The sequence below is a fragment of the Nocardioides turkmenicus genome (assembly GCF_011045035.1).
GTDB lineage: Bacteria > Actinomycetota > Actinomycetes > Propionibacteriales > Nocardioidaceae > Nocardioides > Nocardioides turkmenicus.
Map to the genome: position 1 here is coordinate 24,460 of NZ_JAALAA010000028.1, position 22,432 is coordinate 46,891.

The following is a 22,432-nucleotide window of genomic DNA, read 5'->3' on the forward strand; positions in this document are numbered from 1 at the left end:
GCTGAGGCTCTACGCGTCGTAGGCGCCGGCCGCGATGTCCTCGAGCAGCGGGGGCATGGTCGGCTCCCAGCCGAGCAGGCGACGGGTCTGCTCGGCGGACGCCCAGGCGTCGAACCCGAAGAACGTGCTGATCCAGCCGAAGTGAGCCTCGGCGTCCGCGGGGTCGATCGAGGCCGTGGGCAGGCCGAGCCGGCTGCCGATCGCCTCGGCGATCTCGCGGGTGGGGATGCCCTCCTCGGCCGCGGCGTGGGCGCGGAAGCCGGCTGGCGCCTTCTCCAGCGCGAGCCGCACCATCCGGGCCGCGTCGGTGCGATGCACCGCCGGCCATCGGTTCAGGCCGTCGCCGATGTATGCCGCGACCCCGTGCTGCCTGGCGATGGACGACAGGACCGCGACGAAACCGTGGTCGCCGCCCGCGCCGTGGACCGAGGCCGCGAAGCGGAGCGCCACGGGACGTACGCCACGGTCGGCGAAGCCGAGCGCGAGATTCTCGCTGCCGCCACGCATCGAGTCGGGGCCGTGGTTCGGGTTGGCGTCGTCCTCGGTGAAGGGCCGTCCGGTGACGTCGCTGACCAGCCCGGAGGCGAGCAGGAAAGGCTTCCCGGTGCCCTCGATCGCGGTGAGCATCGCCTCGACCGTCGCATGCTCGGTGCGGCCGGCGCCGGCGTAGTCGGTGAAGTCGTGCTTGAAGGCCAGGTGGATCACGCCGTCGGCGGCCTTCGCGGCGGTGGCGAGCGTGTCCGGGTCGTCGAGCGAGCCGCGGTGGACCTCGGCGCCCTTCGCCTCGAGGGCGGCGGCGCTCGCGTCGGAGCGGGCCAGGCCGGTGACGGAGTATCCGTTCGCGAGGAGCTCGTCGGTGACCGCCGAGCCGATCCAGCCCGAGGCGCCGGTGATGAAGATGGTCGTCATGCTTCCTCCTATGTCAGTGACTGACATCAACTGTAGCACGTGATGTCATGAACTGACATCACGTTAGGATGGGCTGCATGGCGAGATGGGAGCCCGACGCGCGTGGCCGGATGCTCTCCGCTGCCCTCGACCTGTTCGCCGAGAAGGGCTACGACAAGACGACCGCCGGCGACATCGCGGCTCGCGCCGGCGTCACCGAGCGCACCTTCTTCCGCCACTTCGCCGACAAGCGGGAGGTGCTCTTCGCCAACCCGAGCCCCCTCGACGAGGTGGTGGTGAAGGCGATCGCCGCCGCCGACGAGGGGGCGACTCCGCTGCAGATGGTGCTCGGCGGCGTACGCGAGGCGGCGGTCGGGATCGCCGAGGCACGCAGTCGGGAGCAGGCCGCCCAGCGAGCCCGGATCATCGAGGCGACCCCGGCCCTCCAGGAGCGTGAGCTGCTCAAGATGGCCGCGATGACGACCGCGGCGCAGGCCGCGCTCGCCGAGCGTGGCGTGGGCGAGCCGACCGCCGCGCTGGCCGCCTACAGCGCGGTCGCCGTCTTCCAGGCGGCATTCTCCCGGTGGGTATCGGGGGAGACCGACCTCGCTCTTCCGGAGTGCGTCGACGAGGCCGCCGCCGCGCTGCGTTCTCTGACCTAGGTCACACCTGCGCCACGGTGACGAATCTCGTATGGACATCGTCCGCCGAGACGGGTAGACAACTAGGCACTATGGAGAACGAGTTGATTCCCGGAGCTGAGTCCGGCGTCGAGTCCCGGACCGCGGTACGCAGCTATGTGACCGCCAACCAGCCGAACCCGTCGGCGCTCGCCGAGGGCCTGTGGGTGCTGCCTCCCGACGTGCTCTCCAGTGGTGACCGCGCGGTGCTCTTCGACCAGTACAAGCTCTACGTCGCCGAGGCCGAGCGCCTCAGCGTGCGGCGCACGCTCACCAGCGCGTTCTTCCTGATCGTCAACATCGGCGTCCTGGTCGCCGGCACGGCTCTCGTGGCCGCCGCCCCCGAGCGACCCTGGGTGTTCTCGATCGCGCTGATCGCCGCCCTCGGCCTGTGCCTCGGCTGGTTCTGGATCGTCCGCTCCTACCGGCAGATGGCCGCCGGGAAGTACGCGGTCATCTCCCAGCTCGAGAAGCAGCTCCCCACGGCGCCGGGTGCTGCCGAGTGGTCGGCGGTCGGCCTCGGTCGCGACAGCTCGCGCTACCTGCCGATGAGCAACATCGAGGTGTGGGCGCCGGCGCTCTTCGGCTTCTGCCACGTCGCGACGTACGTCCTGCTCTACCTGCCCTAGCCGCAGCCGTAGCCCTAGCGAAGCACCCGCACCTCGAGCGGGGTCTCACCGTCCGGCCCGACGGCGTACGCCACGCCGTCGGGCCGCTCGCTGAGCACCTCGACCAGCTCGCCGTCGCGCCACAGCAGCGCGACGCCGTCATCGGCCGCATAGCCGGCCGGCAGCGCCCCGGAGCCGACGAACCGGACGTACGTCTCCCGTCGGTCCTCCTCGCCGAGGTAGTGCGGGCAGAACGAGCCGGGCAGGAACCCCAGGCCGTCGGGGAGCGGCGCGGTGGGGCCGAAGGAGTCGGTCGAGGAGGCCTCGTACCAGCAGTTGGCCCCGGCCGAGATGCCGGCCAGGATCGTCCCGCCGGCGGCTGCCTTCTCCAGCAGCGCGGGCAGCCCGTGCAGCCGCCACACGGCCAGCAGGTTGGCGGTGGAGCCGCCGCCGACGTAGACGATGTCCTGGTCGAGCAGCCGTTCGAGGTCGTCGATCGGGAGCTCGTGTCCCTCCGGCGCCTTGTTGAACAGCGACAGCACGGTCGCCTGGGACCTGTCGGCGTACGCGGCGAGGAACTTGTCGTGGTAGCTGTCGGCGTCGCCGCTCGCGGTCGCGATGAAGCAGACCTTGGGCCGCGGCTTCCCGGTCAGCCGGTTGAGCTCGGCATCGAGGGGCGAGAAGTCCTGCCCGTGCACCTCCGGCATCGAGAAGCCACCGCCGCCCAGGGTCAGGATCGTTCCACGCATGAGGGCGAGTGTAGGGACACAGAAGGCCCCGCCGGACGTTGTTTTCCGGCGGGGCCCTCGAAGGTGTGGCTGCTACTTGACCCTGACGGTCACCGTCTCGGTGATCGCCTCGTTCTTCCGGTCACCCGAGTAGGCCACCTCGTAGGTGTGCGTGCCTCGGAGCGCCCGGAAGGTCGCCTCCTCCTTCTTCAGGGTGAAGCGGCCGATGCGGATGCCGTTCTCCTTGACGACGATCTCGCCGGTGGCGCGCTCGCCGTCGACGGTGATCGTGACCTTGCCCCACTTCGGCGAGGTGGCGGAGATCTCCGGGACCGCCTTCTCGGTGCAGTAGCTCACCGTGACGTTGTCGATGGCCCAGCCGCGGGCACCGCCACAGCCGTCGCGACCGAAGTCGAAGCGGAACTGCACCTTGTCACCGGCGGCCGCGATCGAGTCGAGCTTCACGATGGTGGTGCCCCACTCACCGGTGAAGCTGTTGCCGTCCGACCCGGTCCAAGCGGGCTCGCCCTCCATGTATCCGCTGTCGGCGTTCATCGTGCCGCCAGGTGCGTTGAAGGCGTACGCCGCCTGGTCGATCGGCTTGAACTCGCCGCCGTTGACCGAGGCCTTGACGTTGCCACCGTCGTAGCCCCACTCGGTGAGCACCGAGTGGTCGAAGCTCAGCCGCGGCGACAGGCCGTCGGGCACGGTGAGCGTCGGGCTGAGCAGGCCGTTGCGGCTGGTGATGTCACCGGTCGCGGACCCGCAGGCGCCCTCGTTCGGACCCGGCGCGAACGCGAGGCCGCTGGTGTTGCCCTCGACGTCGGAGCCGGCCTCCCAGGGATAGTCGTTGCCGGGGACCAGCGCCTCGGCGTCCTGGGTCCAGCCGCTCAGACCGTCCTCGAAGTCCTCGGTGTAGGTGGTGACCTCGTTGGTGCCCTCACCGCACAGCGCGGGGGTGTTCGGGTCGAGCATCGGACCGAAGTTGCACTGGACCGGCTCCTTGGTGAGCTCGGTGGCCGTGTTGGCCGCCGCGACCGCCGCGCAGTCGTCGGCCGTGATCGGCTCCAGGGCCGGCGCCTCGGCCTCGCCGCCCGGGGTCTCGCCGCCGCCGGTCTGCGGCGTCGAGGTGCCCAGGGTGAGCTTCTTGAGCGTGGTCACACCCATCAGGTCGGCGCAGGAGGAGACCATCGCCTGGGCGTACTCGGGGAAGCCCGAGGTCGGCGTCAGGTAGTTGGTCTGGGCGTGCCAGATCAGGTTGGCGGCCTTGTCCAGACCGATGCTCGCCACGGTGGTGTCGTTGTAGGAGCCACCGTCGACGAGCAGGGCGTAGTGGTGGTTGATGACGCCGGAGTTGACGTGGACGCCGCCGGAGTCGGTGGCACCGTCGCAGTGGTACTCCTCGTCGGAGACCTTGCCCGGGTCGCCGTAGCAGTTCGGGTTCCACATGTCGCGGATCGCGCCGCCGAAGGCGGTCGAGTCCTCACCCATCAGCCAGCGCACGGACTCGTCCTTGGTCTCGGTCGAGGCGTCCTTGATGGTGATGTTGACCGTGCCGGTGGCGTTCTTGATCTTCTGGCCGGTGGCGTAGTCGGTGGTGGCGCCGTAGATGTCGGAGTTGCCGGAGATGCTGCCGATCGACTGACCCTGCAGGAACGCGATCACGATGCCCTTGGCACCGGCGTTCTTCGCGTTCGCGACCTTCTGGGTGAACGCGCAGGTGCCGCGGTCGACGAGCACGAACTTCCCGTTGACCGCCGCGGCGTTCTCCAGCGGCGAGCAACCGTCGGTGGTCGTCGGACCGCCGCTGTTGGCGGCGTCGAGGCCGACCACGATGTCGCTGGTCACCCCGGCGGTCGGGTAGACCGGGCCGAAGTTGGCGGCAGCGGCCGGGCAGTCCCCGGCGACGTCGGCCGGCGAGTTGATCGTCAGCGTGATGGCGCCGCGCGTGGAGGAGGAGCACTTTCCGTCCGTACGGGCCACGTCGTCGGTGGTGTTCTCACGCGCGTTGAGGAAGTCGACCGTGTTGCCCCACATGTCGGAGTACGCCTCGTTGAGCGCGCCCGACTGCCACTGGTAGATCAGGCCGGAGGTGTGCTCGGTGTAGGCGTGGCCCCACTCGTGCGCGACCACGTCGTCGGAGGTGACGCCGGAGCAGTAGTTGGTGGTCTCGCCGTTCCAGTTGGCGTTGGGGCACGAGATCGCCGGGTCGTTGTTGACCGTGACCATCTTCGCGCCGTTGCCGTCGTAGGAGTCGCGGCCGAAGGTGTTCTTGAAGAGCCAATAGGACTCGCCGGTGCTGGCGACCTCGTTCTGCTGGTCCTGGTCGAGCGAGCCCGGGAAGGCGTCGTTCTCCCGCCAGACGGTCGCGTCGTCGGTCGTGTCCGGGGTGTTGTGCTTCTCGACCAGCTCGCGGTCGGTGGCCGAGTGGAGCATCGAGTAGCGGTTGACCGGCTTGCCGCTGGCGGCGTCGAGCACGACGGTCTCGCGCACGGTCGACTGGTTGGACACCTCGATGACCCAGGCGAGCAGGCTCTTGCCGGTCACGCCCTGGGCCGCGCCCATGCGGTAGATGTTGAGGTCGGCCTTGACGACCTCGACGCCGGTGGTGTCGATCTTGCTGTCGGGGTGGGCCTGGGCCGGCTTCGCCTTCACCAGTTCGAGCGCCTTGGCGCCGGCCTTCTCCTTCGACCACGTCGGGGTCGTGCTGAGGTCGAGGTCAGGGGCGGCGAAACCGTTGACCGAGGTCAGGTCGCCGGACTTGTCGACGTGGGCCTTCAGGACGCCACCGAAGACCGGCACGCCCTGGTAGGCCTGCTCGAACTCGACCGTCCAGCCGGCCGGGGTCGAGGTGACCTTCCTCTGGTCGAGCTGGCTGGCCTCGGCGCCGAAGACCGAGGCGTACTCGTCGAGGTATTCACGCGCCTTCGCGGCCGCTTCGGACTTGGAGTCGGCGGCGACGCGAGGCAGCAGATCGCCCTTGGTGGACACGAAGCCGATCCGGCCGGTGGCGCCCTCCTTCTTGAGCGTGACGGTCTGGTCCGCCGCGGCCTTCAGCTGGTCGATGCCGCTGGGATCCGGTTTCGCAGCGACCGCGGCGACCGGTGTGATCACCAGGCCGGCGGCGACGAGCGCAAGGCTGATTCCCTGCTTTCCGAGCTGCACGGGGTTGCTCCTCTCGGGGATGCGCCGCGTCAGGTCGCGGCGATTTCGCATCGTAGAGAGATTTGCGCCGAAGATGGGTGCAAACGCGAATCACGAGTCCGAAACGATTCCTGCTCGGGAGATCCTCAGGAGGGGGCCTCAGGGGCGATCTAAGGTAGTTTCCCGATGTGCGGGCCTACCTCAGGCGCAGATTCTCGAGGGGTGCCCTTGGAGATCATCCCGCCTTTGTACGCCGCCGGCCTGCCGTGCCATGGAGACGACTCTGCGTTGTGGTTCTCAGAGTCCCCCGCCGCCCTCGAGGTGGCCAAAGACCGCTGCCTCGACTGCCCGGTGATGCGCGAGTGCCTCTCGGGTGCTCTCGCGCGCTCCGAGCCATGGGGCGTCTGGGGCGGCGAGATCGTCGAGCGCGGCCAGGTGGTCACCCACAAGCGCGGCCGCGGCCGACCCCGCCGCCAGGCGGCCTAGGAGTGCGCTGACTCCAGGCCCAGGTCCTCGGCGAGCTTCGCGACCTGGGCCGGGGCTGCGTACGCCTCGATCTCGGTGATCTGCCCGTCGACCACGGTGAAGCCCATGACGCTGAAGAGCTTGCCGTGGTAGGTGACGATGACGCCGGCAGAGCCGTTGACCAGGGCGTTGTGGGTGACGCGGTCGGCGTGGGCGTACATGACGGCGTTGCCGGCGACCTTCTCGGCGCCGCGGTAGGTGGTGATCCCGGCGCCCATGTCGGCGCGCAGGACGACGTCGGGATGGAGGGCGCCGATCAGCCGGTTCAGGTCGCCGTCCTGGGCGGCGGCGAAGAAGGCGTCGACGACCTCGCGCTGCGCGGCGACGTCTCGGTCAGGCGTGCGGCCGCGCACCCGGCGCCGCGCGCGGCTGGCGAGCTGGCGGGTCGAGTCGGAGGAGCGGTCGAGCATCGTCGCGATCTCGTCGAACGGCACCGCGAAGAGGTCATGGAGCACGAAGGCCAGCCGCTCGTCGGGGGAGAGCTGGTCGAGCACGACCAGGAGAGCGAGGCTGACGGAGTCGGCGAGCATCGCGCGTTCGGCCGGGTCCTGCGTAGTGCCGTCGTCGAGAACGACCGTCGGGTCCGGCAGCCGGTCCTCGATGGAGACCTCGCCGCGGGTCTTGCGTGAGCGGAGCATGTTGAGCGAGACGCGTGCGACCACCGTCGTCAGCCAGGCACCGATGTTGTCGATCTCGTCGGCCTGGGTTCGGCTCAGCCGGAGCCAGGCGTCCTGCACGGCGTCCTCGGCCTCGGAGGTGGAGCCGAGCATCCGGTAGGCCACCCCGTACAAGTGCTGCCGTTCCTGCTCGAAACGCTCGGCCAGCCATTCCTGCTGCATCGTCCGTCCTCCGGGTCTCTGGGTCTCGGGGCAGGTCGTCCCCTATGGACCCGACACGTGAAGGAGACCAGATGTGACCGGTCCGGGCGAAGAATTTTTTCTTTCGCCGATCTGTCACATCTCCCCGCCGGGCCGGGTCGAGATGGCATGAGCAACCGAATGAAGAACCCCGCTGAAGTCATCCCGCAGGCCTACAAGGGCATCGGCAACCTCCTTGCCGCTGTCGCGGACGGCGGCCTGCCCGAGTCCACCACCGAGCTGATCGCGATGCGGGTCAGCTCCCTCAACGGCTGCGCGGCCTGCCTCCAGGGCCACGCGCTCCGTGTCGACGAGGTCGGTATCCCGATCGAGAAGATCGTCGGTCTCGCCGCCTACCGCGAGTCGCCCTTCTTCAACGAGGCCGAGAAGGCGGCCCTCGCCCTCGCCGACGCGGTGACCCGTCTGGCCGACGCCGAGGACGCCGTGCCGGACGAGCTCTGGCGCGAGGTCACCAAGCACTACGACGAGCGGCAGACCGCCGCTCTGGTCCTCTGCATCGCCACCCACAACCTCTTCAACCGGGTCAACGTGACGGTGCGTGAGGACGCCGAGAACCCCTTCTGGATGCGGTGAGTCCCCGCTGATGCCCGAGGATCAGGCCAGGGCGGTCGAGACGACCGCCCTGGCCTCCTCCTGCACCTCGGCCAGGTGGTCGGGTCCGCGGAAGGACTCGGCGTAGATCTTGTAGACGTCCTCGGTCCCCGACGGGCGGGCCGCGAACCAGGCCGACTCGGTGGTCACCTTGAGGCCACCGATGGCCGCGCCGTTGCCGGGCGCCTCGGTGAGCTTGGCGGTGATCTCCTCACCGGCCAGGGACGTTGCGGTGACTGCGTCGGGGGAGAGGGCCGCGAGCTTCGCCTTCTCCTCGCGCGAGGCGGGGGCGTCGATCCGGGCGTACGCCGGCTCGCCGTGTGCGGCGACCAGCTCGGCGTAGCGCTCCGAGGGCGACTTCCCGGTGTGCGCCAGGATCTCGGAGGCGAGCAGCGACAGGATGATGCCGTCCTTGTCGGTGGTCCACACGGTGCCGTCGAAGCGCAGGAACGAGGCGCCGGCCGACTCCTCGCCACCGAAGCCGAACGAGCCGTCGATCAGCCCCGGCACGAACCACTTGAAACCGACCGGCACCTCGACCAGGGGCTTCTCGATCGCACCGGCGACCCGGTCGATCATCGAGGAGGAGACCAGCGTCTTGCCGATCCGTGCGGTCGCCGGCCAGTCCGGACGCGCGCCGCCGAAGAGGTGGTCGATGGCGACCGCGAGGAAGTGGTTTGGGTTCATCAGCCCGGCGTCCCGGGTGACGATCCCGTGGCGGTCGGCGTCGGCGTCGTTGCCGGTGGCGATGTCGAACTCCGGGGTGTTCTCCAGGAAGCGCACCAGCTCGGCCATCGCGCTGGGGGAGGAGCAGTCCATCCGGATCTTGCCGTCCCAGTCCAGCGGCATGAACCTCCAGGTCGGGTCGACCAGCTCGTTGACCACGTTGAGGTTGATCTTGTGCCGCTCGGCGATCTCGCCCCAGTAGGCGACCGAGGCCCCGCCCAGCGGGTCCGCCGCGATCCGTACTCCGGCGTCGCGGATGGCGGTCAGGTCGACCACGTTGGGCAGGTCGTCGACGTAGGAGCCCAGGAAGTCGTACGCCTCGGCCTTCCGCCTCGCAGCCGCGAACGGCACGCGCTTGACGCCGGCGAGGCCGGCCCGGATCAGCTCGTTGGCACGGGCGGCGATGACCTTGGTGGCGTCGGAGTCGGCGGGGCCGCCGTGGGGCGGGTTGTACTTGAAGCCGCCGTCGGAGGGCGGGTTGTGGGACGGCGTCACGACGATCCCGTCGGCCAGGCCGGGGCCCGAGAGTCGCCCGGCGTTGGCACGGAGGATCGCGTGCGAGACCGCCGGCGTGGGGGTGTAGCCGTCGCGGTCGTCCACCAGGACGCGTACGTCGTTGGCTACCAGCACCTCCAGCGCGCTCGCCCACGCGGGCTCGGAGAGGCCGTGGGTGTCGCGCCCGATGAACAGCGGGCCGTCGATGCCCTGGGAGGTGCGGTAGTCGACGATCGCCTGGGTCGTGGCCAGGATGTGCGTCTCGTTGAAGGCCGACCGGAGCGAGGACCCTCGATGCCCCGAGGTGCCGAAGACGACCTGCTGGGCCGGATCCTCCGGGTCGGGCTGCAGGTTGTAGTAGGAGGCGACCAGGTGAGGTACGTCGACCAGGTCGGCGGGCGTAGCGAGCGTTCCAGCGCGTGGGTCAGCCATGTGTCCCATCATGCCTACTGCCCCGTAGTGTTCTCCTCATGCCCCTCGTCACCACCGAAATCAACGACGGCATCGCCCAGGTGCGTCTCAACCGCCCTGACAAGCTCAACGCGCTGACCCTGGAGCTGCTCCAGGAGCTGGTCGACACCGCCAAGGAGCTCGGTAAGAACCGCGATCTGCGCGCGGTGGTCATCGCCGGGGAGGGGGACGCGTTCACCGCCGGCCTCGACTTCGCCTCCGTCCTGCGCGACCCGAAGAAGATCGTGGGCGCGTTCATCCCGGTGCCCTTCCGCGGCACCAACCTCTTCCAGGAGTCGGTCTGGGCCTGGCGCCGGCTGCCGGTCCCGGTGATCGCGGCCGTCCACGGCCACTGCCTCGGTGGCGGCGTACAGATCGCCCTCGGCGCCGACTTCCGCATCGCCGAGCCCGACTCGCAGTGGTCGGTCCTCGAAGGCAAGTGGGGGATCATCCCCGACATGACCGGCATCCGGTCGCTGTCGGAGGTCGTCGGCATCGACACCGCCAAGAAGCTCACCATGACGGCCGAGCAGTTCTCCGGCGAGCGCGCCTACGAGCTCGGCCTGGTCACCGAGCTCTCCGCCGACCCGGTCGCGACCGCGACCGCCTTCGCCCGCCGCCTCTCCGAGCGCTCCCCGGACCAGCTCGCCGCCGCCAAGCGCCTCTTCAACGACACCTGGTACGCCCCCATCAAGCGCACCTTCTCCCGCGAGCGCATCGAGCAGCTCCGCCTCCTCTTCGGCGAGAACACCAAGATCGCCCGCGAGGCCGCCTTCAAGCGCGAGAAGCCGACCTACAAGCCCCGCCGCTGACCCAAGTCAGCCGAGTCCGCACTTGTGGCGGCCGAGTCCTCAGTTGTGGCGGCCGAATCTGTAGTTGTGGGTGACGAAAGTCGAGTTTCGTCGCCCACTTCTGCGGTTTCGTCCGCCACTTCTGCAGTCTCGGCGGCTTGTGCATGCTTGCGACGGCGCTTGATCTCGCCCTGGGCCAGGACGAAGGCGAGGACGACGGGCCAGACGTACTTCAGGTGGTCGGCGACCCACGTCACCCATTCGGGGACCTGTACGTCCGGCAGGTCCGGCCACGGGATCGACGGCCACGGGATGCTGGGGAGGTCGGGGAGGGGCAGGTCGGGGAGGTCCGGCAGGTTCGGGAGTGGGAGGTCGATGTCCGGCAGCGAGATCCGGGCGAGGATCCACGCGACGACCATCGCGGCGACGATGCCGCCGACGACGCCCGCGGCGCCGCCGAGGGTCTCGATCAGCGCATAGCGCCGGGGGTGCTCGATCACCCGACGTTCGTACGCAGCCGCCCGTGACCCCGGTTCGGGAGTGAGGTCCGTGCCGCCGATGCCGGCCATCCCGGCCAGGTCCTCGCCGGGCGCGAAGTAGGTCGCGCGGCGCGGGGTGCCGAGCCCGGAGTGGATCACGAGCATGCTCCCGTGGTCCTCGGTCTCGAGGCGGGCCCGGTCGTCGGCGGTCTTCTTGGTGAGGACCTCCTCGCCGTCGACGGTCCACACGAACGTACGGACGATCTCGCCGGTCACCTCGAGACGGTGGGTGTGCCCGGAGATCGTGCGCGACCAGATCTGGACCTTCTTGCTCACCCTGCTGAATCTAGGATCCGGGGGACCACGACGGCATCGGCCTGAGGTAGCGACCGTGGTCAGACTTTGGTCAGGGGTAGGCGATACCGGTGGTCTGCTCGGAGAGCTCCCACAGCGCCCGCGCCGCCTCAGGGTTGCGCGCGAGCCGCGACGCGGTGACCGGCTTCGGTGCACCGCGGGCCTCGAAGGCGTCGCTCGGACCGACGTACGTCCCCGGCTCCAGAGCCGGGTAGGTCGCCGCCATCAGGGCAGGCCAGGCGCCGGCCTCGGGGGTCTGCGCCATGGCGTGGACGGCGGCCTCGCTGATGCTGGCGATCGGGGCGATCAGCCTCCGGGACGTGCCGTTCGCCATCAGCCGCGTGGAGGCGAGCCCCGGGTGGGCGGCGTACGCGGCGATCGGCAGCCCCGCCTTCTCCAGGCGCCGCTGCAGTTCGAAGGTGAAGAGCAGGTTGGCCAGCTTCGACTGGGAGTAGACGGTCCACGGCGAGTAACGCCCGACCTGCACCGTCGGGTAGCCCAGCGGCGCCTTGCGGGCGAGCTTGTGCATCATGCTCGAGACGGTCACGATCCGCGCGTCGCCGCTCTCGGCCAGCGGCTCGAGCAACAGCCCGGTCAGCAGGAACGGCCCGAAGTGGTTCGTCGCCATCTGCAGGTCGAGGTCGTCGACGGTGCGCGACTGCGGTGTCGCCATCACGCCCGCGTTGTTGACCAGCAGGTGCAGCGGGCCGCCGCCGTCGAAGGTCGCCGCGGCGATCGCCTCGGCTCCCGCCCGCACCGCCTGGAGCGAGGAGAGGTCGAGGGCGACCCGGTCGAGCCGGGCGCCCGGGACCTCGTCGGCCAGAGCCGCCGCGGCAGCGTCGAGCTTCTCCCAGGACCGCCCTGCCAGGATCACCCGTGCGCCTGCAGCCGCGAGGCCGCGCGCGGTGAAATAGCCGATCCCGCCCAGCGTCGGTCCGGTCACCACGGCGTTCTTGCCGGTCAGGTCAGGAATGTCGGAGGTCGTCCACGGCATGCGGCCACACTAGGCGGCGACTCCACACAATGGATGCATTTGACGGTTGGCCCCGGCCTGTCAGCCCCGCCTTGTCAGCCCAGCCCGCCGAGCGCGAGCCCGCCGGCGATGGCGAGCATCGTGCACCCGATGAGGCTGTCGAGCACCTGCCACGCCCGCCGGCTGGCGAGCAACGGCCCGAGGAGGCGGGCGCCGTAGCCGAGCCCGGCGAACCAGATGATGCTGGCCAGGCACCCGCCGATGGCGAACCCCCACCGCGCCGATCCGTACGTCGCCGCGATCGACCCGTGGAGCACAAGTGTGTCGATGTAGACATGCGGGTTGAGCCAGGTGAAGGCGGCAGCCTTGGCGATCACCCGGGGGAGCGGCTCGCGGGGTGCGTCAGCGGCATCGAGACCCGACGGCCGCAGCGCCCGCCGGAACGACGCGATGCCGTACCAGCCGAGGAACGCCACCCCGAACCAGCGCAGCACCTCCACCGCCCAGCCCGCACGCGAGACGACAGCGCCCATCCCGCCGACCCCGGCGCAGATCAGGACGAGGTCGGAGACCGCGCACACGCTCACCACGACGAGGACGTGCGAGCGCAGGATGCCCTGCCGCAGGACGTACGCGTTCTGCGACCCGATGGCGACGATGAGACTGAGCCCGGTGAGGAGTCCGGCGAGGCTGGCGTTGAACACACCAGCGACGCTAAGGCGCCGAGGATCTACAGACCAGCGAAAGAATCTTACCGAAGATAAGTCACACTTAAGCCATGCCCGCCCTCGACCCGACCCAGCTCGAGACCCTCGTCGTGATCGCCGAGGAAGGCACCTTCGATGCCGCCGCCCGCCGCCTCCACATCACCCCGAGCGCCGTCAGCCAGCGGATCCGGGCGCTCGAGCGTGCGGCCGGTCAGGTGCTGGTGCGGCGTACGACTCCCTGCACGCCCACCGAGGCCGGTGAGCCCCTGATCCGCCAAGGCAGACAGCTCCGCCTGCTGCTCGCCGAGGCGGCGGCGACGCTGAGGACAGGCGATGCCGACGACGACACGGTCGTCGACCTCTCGGTCGTGGTCAACGCGGACACCCTGGCGACCTGGTTTCGCCCGGTGCTCGACGAGGTCGCGACCTGGGACCGGACCGCGCTGCGGATCACCGTGGAGGACCAGGGCTACTCGGCCGACGCGCTGCGCCGCGGCGAGGTGCTCGCGGCCGTCACCAGCGAGCCGAAGCCGGTCCAGGGCTGCACCGTCGAGCCGCTGGGAAGGCTCCGTTACACGCCTGGCGCGACTCCGGCGCTCGTCGAGCGCTACCGCAAGGGCCGTGGCATCGACTGGAGTGCGATGCCGATGATCGTCTTCAACGAGAAGGACCACCTTCAGGACGAGGTGCTCGCGGCCCACGGGGCGACCCGGCCGCCGGTCGTCCACCGGGTCCCGAGCAGCCACGACTTCCACGAGGCGATCCGGCGCGGCCTCGGCTGGGGGATGCTCCTCGACGCGCAGGCGGCGGCCGACCTCGCGTCCAGGACCACGATCCCGCTCCCCGGCGCGAAGCCCATCGACATCCAGCTCTTCTGGCAGCGCTGGCGCCTCGACTCGATCGCCCTCGACGACCTGAGCGAGGCCGTACGCCACGCAGCCCGCTCCCAGCTACGTCAGGGTCGTCAGCCCCGACCGCCCGGATAACCACCCTGCGACGGACCCTGGCCGGGAGGGTAGTGGCCCTGCTGAGGTCCGGCGGGAGGGTAGTGGCCCTGCGGAGGCGGGCCGGGGTAGGGCCCCTGAGGCTCGTTCGGGTAGGGCCCGACATCGTAGCGGCGGTGCTCGACGGCAGTGGTGTGCTGCGAGCGGTTCACGGACAGCAGGACGCCGATCGCGATCGCGAGGCCGCCGGCGATCGTCAGGATCCAGCCCAGCGGTTCGGTCGCGATGGCGTTGGCGATGTCGTCGGGCAGATCGACCGCTCCGGTGAGCAGGATGAGTCCGAGGATCAGCAGGATGATCCCAAGGCCGATGGTCATGGCAGAGCTCCAGACGTGAGAAGACTGGCGTTCAACGCTACCCACCTGTCTCGGCCGTGCATACCGTCCCCTGCATCGCGGCCCACCGGTCAGGCCGTACGCCGCGCCCCGGTCACCCCGCGAGCAGCGACCCCGAGCAGCACCAGCAGGAGCGCGCCGAACGTGAGCATCGCCGGGTCGGTGGCGACGTACTGCACCAGGATCCCGAGCAGCACCACCGGCACCGTGATCCCCAGATAGGCCATCAGGAAGAGCCCGGCCAGTGCCTCGCCGCGGCTGCTCGGCGGTGCCACCGAGATCACGGTCGCGACCGCCGCCTTGAACGACATCCCCGATCCGGCGCCGGTGACGACGGCCCCGACGACCAGCACCCAGAACGTGCCGGACAGCAGGGCACCGACCACGAGCAGCAGCCCGGCGGTCAGGGCGACCAGCCCGGTGACGTACAGCCTCCGTCGCTGCCAGCGCCCGGCCAGCACCTGGAAGAGCGCCGCGGCCCCGAAGATCGAGAACCCGACCGCGCCCGCGACCACGTGCGAGTGGAGATCGAGCTCGTCGGCGAGGAACGACGGCACCAACGAGGTGAAGAAGCCGAACATCGCGAACGCCACGAAGCTCGCCATCCCGGCGGCGAAGTAGGCACCGCGCGCATCGGCCGGCACCCGCACCCGCTGCGGCCGGTAGGTCCAGTCCGGCTGGTCGGTGTCGACCGTCTCCGGCGCTGCGACCACCGCGAGCAGACCGATCACCATGAGGAACGCGAACACCGCGTACGGTGTGTAGAGCGGTCGGGGCACCCACTCGGCCAGTGCACCGGCGACCAGCGGACCGAGGCCCAGCCCGCCGATGTTGGCCGCCGTCGCGACCACCTCGGCTCGCGTCGCCGGTGCCTCCGGCCGGCTCCGCCGGTGCAGTTCGGCGAGATGGGCCGTCGCCGTCGCGGTGAGCATCCCGACGCCGAGCCCGGACAGCAGCCGCGCCAGCAGCAGCCAGCCGAGCTCGTGGGTCGAGAGGAAGATCAGCGCAGAGAGCACGTTGAGCAGCACCGCCGGCGCCACCACCCGCCGCCGCCCGAACCGGTCGGAGAGGTGGCCGGCGAGGAAGAGCGAGACCACCACCCCCGCGCCGTACGTCGCGAACACCACCGTGATCACGAACGAGCCCCATCCCCGTTCGTCGACGTAGAAGACGTAGAGCGGCGCCGGCGCGGCCGCGAAGGCCATCGTCACCGCGAACAGGAACGCCACCGACCAGAACCCGCGGAGGTGGTGATGCCGCTCGGTTCGGGGCGCGGTCTGGATTGTCGTCATGCCCCTATGCTCGTGGATGGACAGGATCATCTCCAACGAATCCTGTCGAAGGTACACATCACCATCTGCGATAGTGTGGAGCATGCAGCCCCACCAGCTGGAGTACTTCGTCGCCGTCGCCGAGACCGGCAGCTTCACCGCCGGCGCCGACCGGGTCGGCGTGGTGCAGTCGGCGGTCTCCGCCGCCATCAAACAGCTCGAGCGTGGTCTGGGGGCGCCGCTGATCGAGCGCGGCTACCACCGCCTCGCGCTCACCGCCGAGGGTGAGGCTCTGCTCCCGCGCGCCCGCGAGGTGCTCGCCGGCATCGAGGCCGCCCGCGAGGCCGTCGCCGGCGCCCGGGGCCAGGTGGTCGGCACGGTCCTGTTCGGCACGCTCTCCTACACCGGGCGCTGGGACATCGCCGAGGTCCTGCAGGGCTTCGCTGCCCGTCATCCCGGCATCACCGTTCGCCTGCGCCAGACCATCGCGGGCAGCGCCACCAGCGAGGCGGACGTACGCTCCGGAGCCCTCGATCTCGCCCTGGTCTCCACGGCCGCCGACTCGCTGCCCGGTCTGACCCTCACGCGCATCCACGGCGACGAGCTGGTCTTCATCTGCGCGCCCGGCCACCGCCTGGCGCGGGCGCGTGCGGTGTCCGCCGCCGATCTCGCCGGGGAGACCTGGGTCGACTTCCCGACGGGGTGGGGCAACCGTACGGTCGTGGACGCCGCGTTCGCCTCTGCCGGCGTCCCACGGACGGTCCGCACCGAGGTCACGAACTTCGAGCTCGCGCGCAACCTCGTCTGCCGTGGGCTGGGCGTCGCGGTCGTGCCCCGGGCGTTGATCGAGGGTGATCCCGGCGTCATCGCCGTCCCGATCGGCCTGGAGTGGTCCTTCCAGCTCGCCGTCGCGAGCAACAGACGGATCTCCGCGGCCGCCGCCAGGCTCGCCGAGGCGGTCACGGCCTCCGCGATGTGAGCAGCGGACGACGAAACGGCCCGCCCGGAGAACCGGGCGGGCCGCAGCGTACGTGCTGTCAGAACCTGAGGATCAGAAGGCCGACTCGGGCAGGTCCATGATCGAGTTGTCGATCGCCTCGGCGATGGCCCGCTCAGCGGTCAGCTTGGGCAGGTTGTAGGAGGCGAAGAACTTCGCGGCGGCGACCTTGCCGGTGTAGAAGTCCTTGTCCTTGCCGGGGTCACCCGCGAGCGCCGCGAGAGCGACCTCGGCCTGGCGCAGCAGCAGCCACGCGACCACGACATCGCCGACGGCGAGCAGCAGGCGCGAGGTGTTCTGGGCGACCTTGTAGATGTTGGTGATCTCCTCCTGGGAGGCCATCAGGTCGTTGAACATGTGGCCGACGATCGCGTTGACGTCCTCGAGCGCGGTCGCGAGCAGGGCACGCGACTCCTTGAGCTCGGCGGAGCCCTCGTTGTCGAGGAACGCCTGGATCTCGCCGGCGACGTGGCCGAGCGCAGCGCCCTGGTTCTTCACGATCTTGCGGAAGAAGAAGTCCTGGCCCTGGATCGCCGTGGTGCCCTCGTAGATCGAGTCGATCTTGGCGTCGCGGACGTACTGCTCGATCGGGTACTCCTGCAGGAAGCCCGACCCACCGAAGGTCTGCAGCGACTCGGTCCCGAGCAGCGTCCAGGCGCGCTCGGAGCCGTAGCCCTTGACGATCGGGAGCAGCAGGTCGTTGACCGCGGCGGCCAGCTTGTTCTCGTCGGAGCCGTCCTCGGTGAGGACGACCTTCTCCTGCCACGAGGTCGTGTAGTAGACCAGCGCGCGCATGCCCTCGGCGAACGACTTCTGCACCAGCAGCGAGCGGCGAACGTCGGGGTGGTGGGTGATCGTGACGCGCGGGGCGTCCTTGGCGGCGTTGGTCAGGTCAGCGCCCTGGACACGGGTCTTGGCGTACTCCAGCGCGTTCAGGTAGCCGGTGGACAGCGTCGCGATCGCCTTGGTGCCGACCATCATGCGAGCGTTCTCGATGACGTCGAACATCTGGCGGATGCCGTCGTGCACCTCGCCGAGCAGCCAGCCCTTGGCGGGCTCGCCGCCGCCGACCTGCGGGTCGCCGAAGGTGAGCTCGCAGGTGTTGGACACCTTGATGCCCATCTTGTGCTCGACGTTGGTGACGTACGCGCCGTTGCGCTCGCCGGTGAGCTCACCGGTCTCGTGGTCGAAGTGGTACTTCGGCACGAGGAAGAGGGAGAGGCCCTTGGTGCCCGGGCCACCGATGCCCTCGACACCCTTCGGGCGAGCGAGGACGAGGTGCATGATGTTCTCCTGCAGGTCCGACTCGGCGCTCGTGATGAAGCGCTTCACGCCGGTGATGTTCCAGGAGCCGTCCTCGTTGGGGGTGGCGTAGGTCTTGCCGGCGCCGACGTCGGAGCCCGCGTCGGGCTCGGTCAGCACCATGGTGGAGCCCCACAGGCGCTCGACCATGATCTCGGCGATGCGCTTGTCGCGGTCGTTGCCGTTCTCGTAGACGACCTTCGAGAAGAACGGGCCGGCGCCGTACATCCAGATCGCCGGGTTGGCGCCCAGGAGCAGCTCAGCGGTCGCCCAGACCAGCGAGTTCGGGGCCGCCTGGCCGCCGATCTCCTCGGGGGTCTGCAGGCTCCAGAAGCCCGACTCCATCCACGCGTCGTACGACTTCTTGAACGAAGCCGGGACGGGGGCGGTGTTGGTCTTCGGGTCGAAGACCGGCGGGTTGCGGTCGGAGTCGACGAACGACTCCGCGAGGTCCTCGCGGCTGATCCGGTCGACCTCAGCGAGGATCTCCTTCGCGGTGTCCAGGTCGAGCTCGCCGTAAGGGCCGGTGCCGAGCAGCTTGTCGGTGCCGTTGACCTCGAACAGGTTGAACTCGATGTCGCGGAGATTGCTCTTGTAGTGGCTCACTGATCCACCTTCATAACCTTTGTCGGATGTACCAGTTGCGGGAGCGCCGGATGGCACGCACTACTGGCGGGTAACATTAAGAATAGGCTCGCCCTCAAGGGGTGGCAAGCCCGGGGCTACTCGCAAGTAGGGGCCTTGCTCACATCTGCTAGCAGAGATCGGTAGAACACGTTTCAGTTTCGGCGTACGATCTGCCGCATGATCTCCTCCGACGCCATCACCTGGAACGCCCCCGACGACGAACACCCCGCACGTACGGCCGGGCAGCGCTCCTACGCCGCCGTCGCCAAGGGTGACCTCGACGAATGGCTCACGATCTACGCCGAGGACTGTGTGCTCGAGGACCCCGTCGGGCCGTCGATGTTCGACCCGGAGGGCAAGGGCCACCACGGTCACGAGGGACTCAAGGCGTTCTGGGAGAAGGCGATCGCCTCGGTGCACAAGTTCGAGTTCGAGATCAACGACTCCTTCGCCAACCCCGGCGGCAACACCTGCGCCAACATCGGCCGGATCAAGACGTCGTTCCCTGACGGCAGCTACACCACCACCGACCTGATCATGGTCTACACCGTCAACGACGAGGGCCGCATCAAGTCCATGAAGGCCTTCTGGGAGCCCGAGCGCACCATGGCGAGCTTCACCTCAGCATGAGCGCCAGATAGTCCGAGACGTTCGGGCCCACCTACCGACTGGTAATGGGCCCGAACGTCTCGGACTATCTCGTGTGGTCCCGGTCAGGGGGTCCAGTAGGTGCCGCCGCTCGGCGGCCCGGTCGGCAGGTGGCGCGTAGCCAGGCAGGAGTACGTCACGCCTGCGCCGGGTTCGGACGCGCACTGATCTGCGCCGGACTCACCGTGTACGACATCGGCGAGCGGGCCGCCGTTGAGCCGATCGTCGCCGCCGCCCCCGAGAAGGCGATCACGGCCGTCTCCGCCGACGAGCGAGTCGCCGTCGGCGCCTGCGGCCAGGTAGTCGGCACCATCGAAGCCCTTGAGCCAGTCGCGACCCGAACCGCCGTAGATCCGGTCGTTCCCTGACATGCCGTGAAGGCTGTCCCGCCCGGCGTTGCCGTAGATGAGGTCGGCGCCGCTGTCGCCGACGACGACGTCGGCGCCGTAGCTGGCGTAGATCTGGTCATCCCCGATTCCGCCTCGGAGGGTGTCGTCTCCCGCGGAGCCCCACAGCCGGTCGTTGCCGCTGTTGCCGTTCAGCGCGTCTGAGTCGTCCTCGCCGTAGAGGAGGTCGTTGCCCCCTTGACCGGAGAGGAAGTCCCGACCGCTGCCGCCGTAGAGACGGTCACCGCTGTCGGTTCCCGCCGTGGAGTCGAACGTGCCGGAGATGTAGTGCCCAGCGAGTGTGTCGCTCCCGATACCGCCATAGATGACGTCGGCACCCGTGCTGCCGGTGAGCTCGTCGTTGCCGGACGTCCCGTGGAGCGTGTCGTTGCCTGACTCCCCGTTGGCCCAGATGCTGCCCCGGATCTCGTCGTTCCCGGGGCCGGCGAGCACGCGACTTCCGCCGCGGATCCGGTCGTCTCCGGAGCCACCGCAGACGACGTCGTTGGAGTCGGCGGCGATCGAGTCGGCGCCGGGAGTGCCGAGGATGACATCGCGGACAGCCGGATCAGTCCGCTTCTCTCCCTTGTTCAGGTCGACGGTGACCGGCCTGTCGATGCAGCCGGTCACGGCTACACTGCTCGAGCTGGTCAGCAGCACGAAGCCGGGGATGATCAGGAGCGATGCTGCGCCTGCTAGAGACAGAGTGGTACGCACGGCGCGCACCGTAGTGGGTATGGCGCCGCCGCGCGCGGGCAATTAGGCGATCGCGTGCTCGGCGATCCACTCGACGAGGGGGCGTACGGCCCGCCAGTCCTTCTTCACCTCACCGACGAGGTCGGAGGTGTGGATGACCGGCTCGAAGCCGATCGTGCGGCCGAGGTGGATCGACTTGTGGCGGAGGAGCTCGATCTTGGGGTGGTTCTTGTCGAAGCCGCGCGGGGCGGTCTTGAGCCGGTCGCCGGTGACCTCGTAGCCCTTCTTCTCCGCGACCGCGAGGCGCTTCTCCAGGTCGGCGCCGTAGTGGTCGTGGACGATGGCGTCGCGGAAGGCGGCCAGCCGGGGCGGCTCGAACCAGTAGCAGCCGCCGCCGGTGCGGATGCCGCGGGGCGAGACCTCGACGTAGTAGCCGGTCTGCGGCGCGACGGCTACGAAGGCTCCCTGGTGGGTCTTGTAGGGGAGCTTGTCCTTCGAGAAACGTACGTCGCGGTAGGGCCGGAAGATCTTGGCGCTGCCGAACTCCTCGGCGAGCTCGTCGGTGAGCGCCTTCATCGGCGCGTGGACCGACTCCTTGTAGATGTGCTTGTGGGCTTCCCAGAACGACTTCGTGTTGTCGATCTCGAGGTCGTCGTAGAAATCGAGCGCTGCCACGGGAAAACCTTCGAAAGCCACGTACGCAGCCTATCGACGTCCGTGCAACGCCGGCCTCAGGCGGCGGGGATCTGGATGGTGTCCGCGACCCGGCGCGCGTGCTCCGCCATGGCGCGGGCGATGTTGGCGGACTCGCCGAGGTGGCGGCAGGGGTCGAGCAGGTCGGCGATCTCGGCGCGGGTGAAGTGGGCGGAGACCTCGGGGGAGGCGGCGAGCAGCGAGGCGAAGTCGAGCTCCTCGACCGCGGAGCGCTGGGCGAGCTCGAAGACGACGTCGTGGGCGACCTGGCGGCCGATGCGCTCACCGAGCTCGAGCATCAGGGACTCGGAGCCGATGAGGCCGCCGGAGAGGGCCAGGTTGGCGCGCATCCGCTCCTCGTCGAACGTCAGGCCGGTGAAGATGACCACGAGCCGGGCCAGGACGTCGCCGGCGAGATGCGAGGCCTGGGCGACGGCGTCCTCGAGGATGCCGGTCATGGCGCCGTTGGCCTCGTGGTCGTGGAGCATCGACTCCATCGCCGGAGCGACGAGCCCGCGCAGCTGGGTGGCGGCGGTGATCACGTCCAAGGTCAGCTGCGGGTTGCGCTTGTGGGGCATCGTCGAGGAGCCGATGGTGCCCTCGGGGATCGGCTCGAAGGCCTCGCCGAACTCGGGCTGCATCATCGAGTAGACGTCCTTGCCGATCTTGCCGGCGGTGCCGCCGAGGAGGCCGAGGATCGAGACCCACTCGACCATGCCGTCGTTGATCGCGCGCGACGGCACCGGCATCGAGCCCATGTCGAGCCGGGAGGCGGTCTCGGTCTCGATGGCGCGGGCGTGGGAGCCGAAGGAGGCCATGGTGCCGGCGGCGCCGCCCATGAGCAGACGGAAGACACGGTCCTCGACGGAGCGGAGCCGGTCGACGTGCGCGGCGATCTCGTCGATCCAGATGGCGACCTTGAAGCCGAAGGTGATCGGGACGGCGTGCTGGGAGTGCGTACGTCCCGGCATCGGCACCTCGGCGCCGGCCTCGGCGACCTTCGACAGCGAGCGGAGCAGGTCGCCGAGCAGGTCGAGGATCTTGTCGTGCGCCTGGCGCATCAGGATCAGGTCGGCGGTCTGGGTGATGTTCTGCGTGGTGGCGCCCCAGTGGACCCAGCCGCCGTGCTTCTTGCCGACGACCCGGGAGAGCTCCTCGACCAACGGGGTCAGCGGGTGGCTGTGCTCCGCCGTGGCCTTCTCGATGCGGTCCAGGTCGAGCTTGTCCAGGTCGGCGGCCTCGGCGATCGCCTCGCCGGCCTCTGCGGGGATCACCTTGACGGCCGCCTCGGCCTCGGCGAGCGCTGCCTCGACGTCGAGTCGTGCCTGGAGGCGTGCCTCGTAGGTGAACAGGTCTCCGATGCCGTGGTCGGGGACTCGTCCGTCGGTGAATCGGGTGCTCGAGCCCGCGGGCATGTCGAGAGATCCTTTACGCGTCGTTCACACAGAGATTGGAA

General features: G+C 69.5%; 22 protein-coding genes. 8 read left to right on the forward strand and 14 right to left on the reverse strand.

Features of this window, described 5'->3' with window-relative positions:
* Nucleotides 1-9: 9 nt before the first annotated feature.
* On the reverse strand, nucleotides 10-909 hold the full coding sequence (locus G5C66_RS23360; protein ID WP_165113650.1) for an SDR family oxidoreductase: 900 nt from the start codon (nucleotides 907-909) through the stop codon (nucleotides 10-12).
* 77 nt (nucleotides 910-986) lie between these two features.
* Between G5C66_RS23360 and G5C66_RS23365 the strand changes: the two genes are divergently transcribed.
* Complete coding sequence (locus tag G5C66_RS23365; protein WP_165113653.1) at nucleotides 987-1,550, forward strand: TetR/AcrR family transcriptional regulator; 564 nt, start codon at nucleotides 987-989, stop codon at nucleotides 1,548-1,550.
* 83 nt (nucleotides 1,551-1,633) lie between these two features.
* The gene (locus tag G5C66_RS23370) at nucleotides 1,634-2,197 is read left to right on the forward strand and encodes a RipA family octameric membrane protein (protein ID WP_165113655.1); all 564 of its coding nucleotides are present in this window, start codon (nucleotides 1,634-1,636) and stop codon (nucleotides 2,195-2,197) included.
* A 14-nt stretch (nucleotides 2,198-2,211) separates the two neighbouring features.
* Here G5C66_RS23370 and G5C66_RS23375 read toward each other — a convergent pair whose 3' ends face one another.
* Both G5C66_RS23375 and G5C66_RS23380 read right to left on the reverse strand, forming a co-directional pair.
* Nucleotides 2,212-2,925, reverse strand: coding sequence for a Type 1 glutamine amidotransferase-like domain-containing protein (locus G5C66_RS23375; protein WP_165113658.1), 714 nt, complete (start codon nucleotides 2,923-2,925; stop codon nucleotides 2,212-2,214).
* A gap of 72 nt (nucleotides 2,926-2,997) precedes the next feature.
* The gene (locus G5C66_RS23380; RefSeq protein ID WP_165113661.1) at nucleotides 2,998-6,069 is read right to left on the reverse strand and encodes a M4 family metallopeptidase; all 3,072 of its coding nucleotides are present in this window, start codon (nucleotides 6,067-6,069) and stop codon (nucleotides 2,998-3,000) included.
* Nucleotides 6,070-6,234: 165 nt separating this feature from the next.
* On the opposite strand from G5C66_RS23380, the gene G5C66_RS23385 reads away from it, so the two are divergent.
* Nucleotides 6,235-6,534, forward strand: coding sequence for a WhiB family transcriptional regulator (locus G5C66_RS23385; protein ID WP_045547698.1), 300 nt, complete (start codon nucleotides 6,235-6,237; stop codon nucleotides 6,532-6,534).
* Here the strand turns inward: G5C66_RS23385 and G5C66_RS23390 are convergent.
* Entirely contained in the window at nucleotides 6,531-7,412 is an 882-nt protein-coding gene (locus G5C66_RS23390; protein WP_165113663.1) for a sigma-70 family RNA polymerase sigma factor, read from the reverse strand. The two genes, G5C66_RS23385 and G5C66_RS23390, sit on opposite strands and share 4 nt — an antisense overlap.
* Nucleotides 7,413-7,559: 147 nt before the next feature.
* On the opposite strand from G5C66_RS23390, the gene G5C66_RS23395 reads away from it, so the two are divergent.
* Nucleotides 7,560-8,024, forward strand: a complete 465-nt coding sequence (locus tag G5C66_RS23395) for a carboxymuconolactone decarboxylase family protein (RefSeq protein WP_241248794.1) — start codon at nucleotides 7,560-7,562, stop codon at nucleotides 8,022-8,024.
* 21 nt (nucleotides 8,025-8,045) lie between these two features.
* Here the strand turns inward: G5C66_RS23395 and pgm are convergent, their stop codons facing one another.
* Nucleotides 8,046-9,695, reverse strand: a complete 1,650-nt coding sequence (pgm, locus tag G5C66_RS23400; protein ID WP_165113665.1) for a phosphoglucomutase (alpha-D-glucose-1,6-bisphosphate-dependent) — start codon at nucleotides 9,693-9,695, stop codon at nucleotides 8,046-8,048.
* A 38-nt stretch (nucleotides 9,696-9,733) separates the two neighbouring features.
* Here pgm and G5C66_RS23405 point away from each other — a divergent pair, with 38 nt between their 5' ends.
* Nucleotides 9,734-10,525 (forward strand): crotonase/enoyl-CoA hydratase family protein, encoded by a 792-nt coding sequence (locus tag G5C66_RS23405; RefSeq protein ID WP_165113668.1) that lies wholly within the window; start codon nucleotides 9,734-9,736, stop codon nucleotides 10,523-10,525.
* Here the strand turns inward: G5C66_RS23405 and G5C66_RS23410 are convergent.
* The 3 genes from G5C66_RS23410 to G5C66_RS23420 all read right to left on the reverse strand — a co-directional run bounded on the left by G5C66_RS23410 (nucleotide 10,507) and on the right by G5C66_RS23420 (nucleotide 13,014).
* Nucleotides 10,507-11,319: a hypothetical protein gene (locus tag G5C66_RS23410; protein ID WP_165113670.1), complete on the reverse strand. Its 813-nt coding sequence runs from the start codon at nucleotides 11,317-11,319 to the stop codon at nucleotides 10,507-10,509. The genes G5C66_RS23405 and G5C66_RS23410 overlap by 19 nt on opposite strands.
* A 70-nt stretch (nucleotides 11,320-11,389) precedes the next feature.
* Nucleotides 11,390-12,331, reverse strand: coding sequence for an oxidoreductase (locus G5C66_RS23415; protein WP_165113672.1), 942 nt, complete (start codon nucleotides 12,329-12,331; stop codon nucleotides 11,390-11,392).
* Nucleotides 12,332-12,405: 74 nt separating this feature from the next.
* Nucleotides 12,406-13,014 carry a LysE family transporter gene (locus tag G5C66_RS23420; RefSeq protein WP_165113675.1) on the reverse strand — a complete coding sequence of 203 codons (609 nt, stop codon included), beginning with the start codon at nucleotides 13,012-13,014 and terminating at the stop codon, nucleotides 12,406-12,408.
* A gap of 74 nt (nucleotides 13,015-13,088) precedes the next feature.
* Between G5C66_RS23420 and G5C66_RS23425 the strand changes: the two genes are divergently transcribed.
* Nucleotides 13,089-14,003, forward strand: coding sequence for an ArgP/LysG family DNA-binding transcriptional regulator (locus tag G5C66_RS23425; protein ID WP_165113677.1), 915 nt, complete (start codon nucleotides 13,089-13,091; stop codon nucleotides 14,001-14,003).
* On the opposite strand, the gene G5C66_RS23430 is transcribed toward G5C66_RS23425, so the two are convergent.
* Nucleotides 13,982-14,338 (reverse strand): DUF6458 family protein, encoded by a 357-nt coding sequence (locus tag G5C66_RS23430; protein ID WP_165113679.1) that lies wholly within the window; start codon nucleotides 14,336-14,338, stop codon nucleotides 13,982-13,984. The genes G5C66_RS23425 and G5C66_RS23430 overlap by 22 nt on opposite strands.
* Before the next feature lie 89 nt (nucleotides 14,339-14,427).
* The gene (locus tag G5C66_RS23435; RefSeq protein WP_241248795.1) at nucleotides 14,428-15,648 is read right to left on the reverse strand and encodes an MFS transporter; all 1,221 of its coding nucleotides are present in this window, start codon (nucleotides 15,646-15,648) and stop codon (nucleotides 14,428-14,430) included.
* Nucleotides 15,649-15,730: 82 nt separating this feature from the next.
* Here G5C66_RS23435 and G5C66_RS23440 point away from each other — a divergent pair, with 82 nt between their 5' ends.
* Nucleotides 15,731-16,606 (forward strand): LysR family transcriptional regulator, encoded by an 876-nt coding sequence (locus G5C66_RS23440; protein WP_165113683.1) that lies wholly within the window; start codon nucleotides 15,731-15,733, stop codon nucleotides 16,604-16,606.
* Between the two features lie 72 nt (nucleotides 16,607-16,678).
* On the opposite strand, the gene G5C66_RS23445 is transcribed toward G5C66_RS23440, so the two are convergent.
* Nucleotides 16,679-18,532, reverse strand: a complete 1,854-nt coding sequence (locus G5C66_RS23445) for an acyl-CoA dehydrogenase C-terminal domain-containing protein (protein ID WP_165113685.1) — start codon at nucleotides 18,530-18,532, stop codon at nucleotides 16,679-16,681.
* Nucleotides 18,533-18,730: 198 nt separating this feature from the next.
* Here G5C66_RS23445 and G5C66_RS23450 point away from each other — a divergent pair, with 198 nt between their 5' ends.
* On the forward strand, nucleotides 18,731-19,183 hold the full coding sequence (locus tag G5C66_RS23450) for a nuclear transport factor 2 family protein (RefSeq protein ID WP_165113687.1): 453 nt from the start codon (nucleotides 18,731-18,733) through the stop codon (nucleotides 19,181-19,183).
* An 83-nt stretch (nucleotides 19,184-19,266) separates the two neighbouring features.
* On the opposite strand, the gene G5C66_RS23455 is transcribed toward G5C66_RS23450, so the two are convergent.
* From G5C66_RS23455 to G5C66_RS23465, 3 genes are read right to left on the reverse strand one after another with little or no spacing between them, the layout of a single operon-like run.
* Nucleotides 19,267-20,304 (reverse strand): calcium-binding protein, encoded by a 1,038-nt coding sequence (locus G5C66_RS23455; protein WP_165113688.1) that lies wholly within the window; start codon nucleotides 20,302-20,304, stop codon nucleotides 19,267-19,269.
* A 42-nt stretch (nucleotides 20,305-20,346) separates the two neighbouring features.
* Entirely contained in the window at nucleotides 20,347-20,958 is a 612-nt protein-coding gene (locus tag G5C66_RS23460) for a DUF2461 domain-containing protein (RefSeq protein ID WP_338144293.1), read from the reverse strand.
* 56 nt (nucleotides 20,959-21,014) lie between these two features.
* The gene (locus G5C66_RS23465; protein WP_165113692.1) at nucleotides 21,015-22,391 is read right to left on the reverse strand and encodes a class-II fumarase/aspartase family protein; all 1,377 of its coding nucleotides are present in this window, start codon (nucleotides 22,389-22,391) and stop codon (nucleotides 21,015-21,017) included.
* Nucleotides 22,392-22,432: the final 41 nt, after the last annotated feature.

Coding starts and splice junctions, on each gene's coding strand:
- G5C66_RS23395 (WP_241248794.1), top strand. CDS start 7,560: ATGAGCAACCGAATGAAGAACCCCGCTGAAGTCATCCCGCAGGCCTAC.
- G5C66_RS23375 (WP_165113658.1), bottom strand. CDS start 2,925: ATGCGTGGAACGATCCTGACCCTGGGCGGCGGTGGCTTCTCGATGCCG.
- G5C66_RS23440 (WP_165113683.1), top strand. CDS start 15,731: ATGCAGCCCCACCAGCTGGAGTACTTCGTCGCCGTCGCCGAGACCGGC.
- G5C66_RS23390 (WP_165113663.1), bottom strand. CDS start 7,412: ATGCAGCAGGAATGGCTGGCCGAGCGTTTCGAGCAGGAACGGCAGCAC.
- G5C66_RS23385 (WP_045547698.1), top strand. CDS start 6,235: ATGTGCGGGCCTACCTCAGGCGCAGATTCTCGAGGGGTGCCCTTGGAG.
- G5C66_RS23450 (WP_165113687.1), top strand. CDS start 18,731: ATGATCTCCTCCGACGCCATCACCTGGAACGCCCCCGACGACGAACAC.
- G5C66_RS23465 (WP_165113692.1), bottom strand. CDS start 22,391: ATGCCCGCGGGCTCGAGCACCCGATTCACCGACGGACGAGTCCCCGAC.
- G5C66_RS23360 (WP_165113650.1), bottom strand. CDS start 909: ATGACGACCATCTTCATCACCGGCGCCTCGGGCTGGATCGGCTCGGCG.
- pgm (WP_165113665.1), bottom strand. CDS start 9,695: ATGGCTGACCCACGCGCTGGAACGCTCGCTACGCCCGCCGACCTGGTC.
- G5C66_RS23425 (WP_165113677.1), top strand. CDS start 13,089: ATGCCCGCCCTCGACCCGACCCAGCTCGAGACCCTCGTCGTGATCGCC.
- G5C66_RS23430 (WP_165113679.1), bottom strand. CDS start 14,338: ATGACCATCGGCCTTGGGATCATCCTGCTGATCCTCGGACTCATCCTG.
- G5C66_RS23435 (WP_241248795.1), bottom strand. CDS start 15,648: ATGACGACAATCCAGACCGCGCCCCGAACCGAGCGGCATCACCACCTC.
- G5C66_RS23405 (WP_165113668.1), top strand. CDS start 9,734: ATGCCCCTCGTCACCACCGAAATCAACGACGGCATCGCCCAGGTGCGT.
- G5C66_RS23415 (WP_165113672.1), bottom strand. CDS start 12,331: ATGCCGTGGACGACCTCCGACATTCCTGACCTGACCGGCAAGAACGCC.
- G5C66_RS23365 (WP_165113653.1), top strand. CDS start 987: ATGGCGAGATGGGAGCCCGACGCGCGTGGCCGGATGCTCTCCGCTGCC.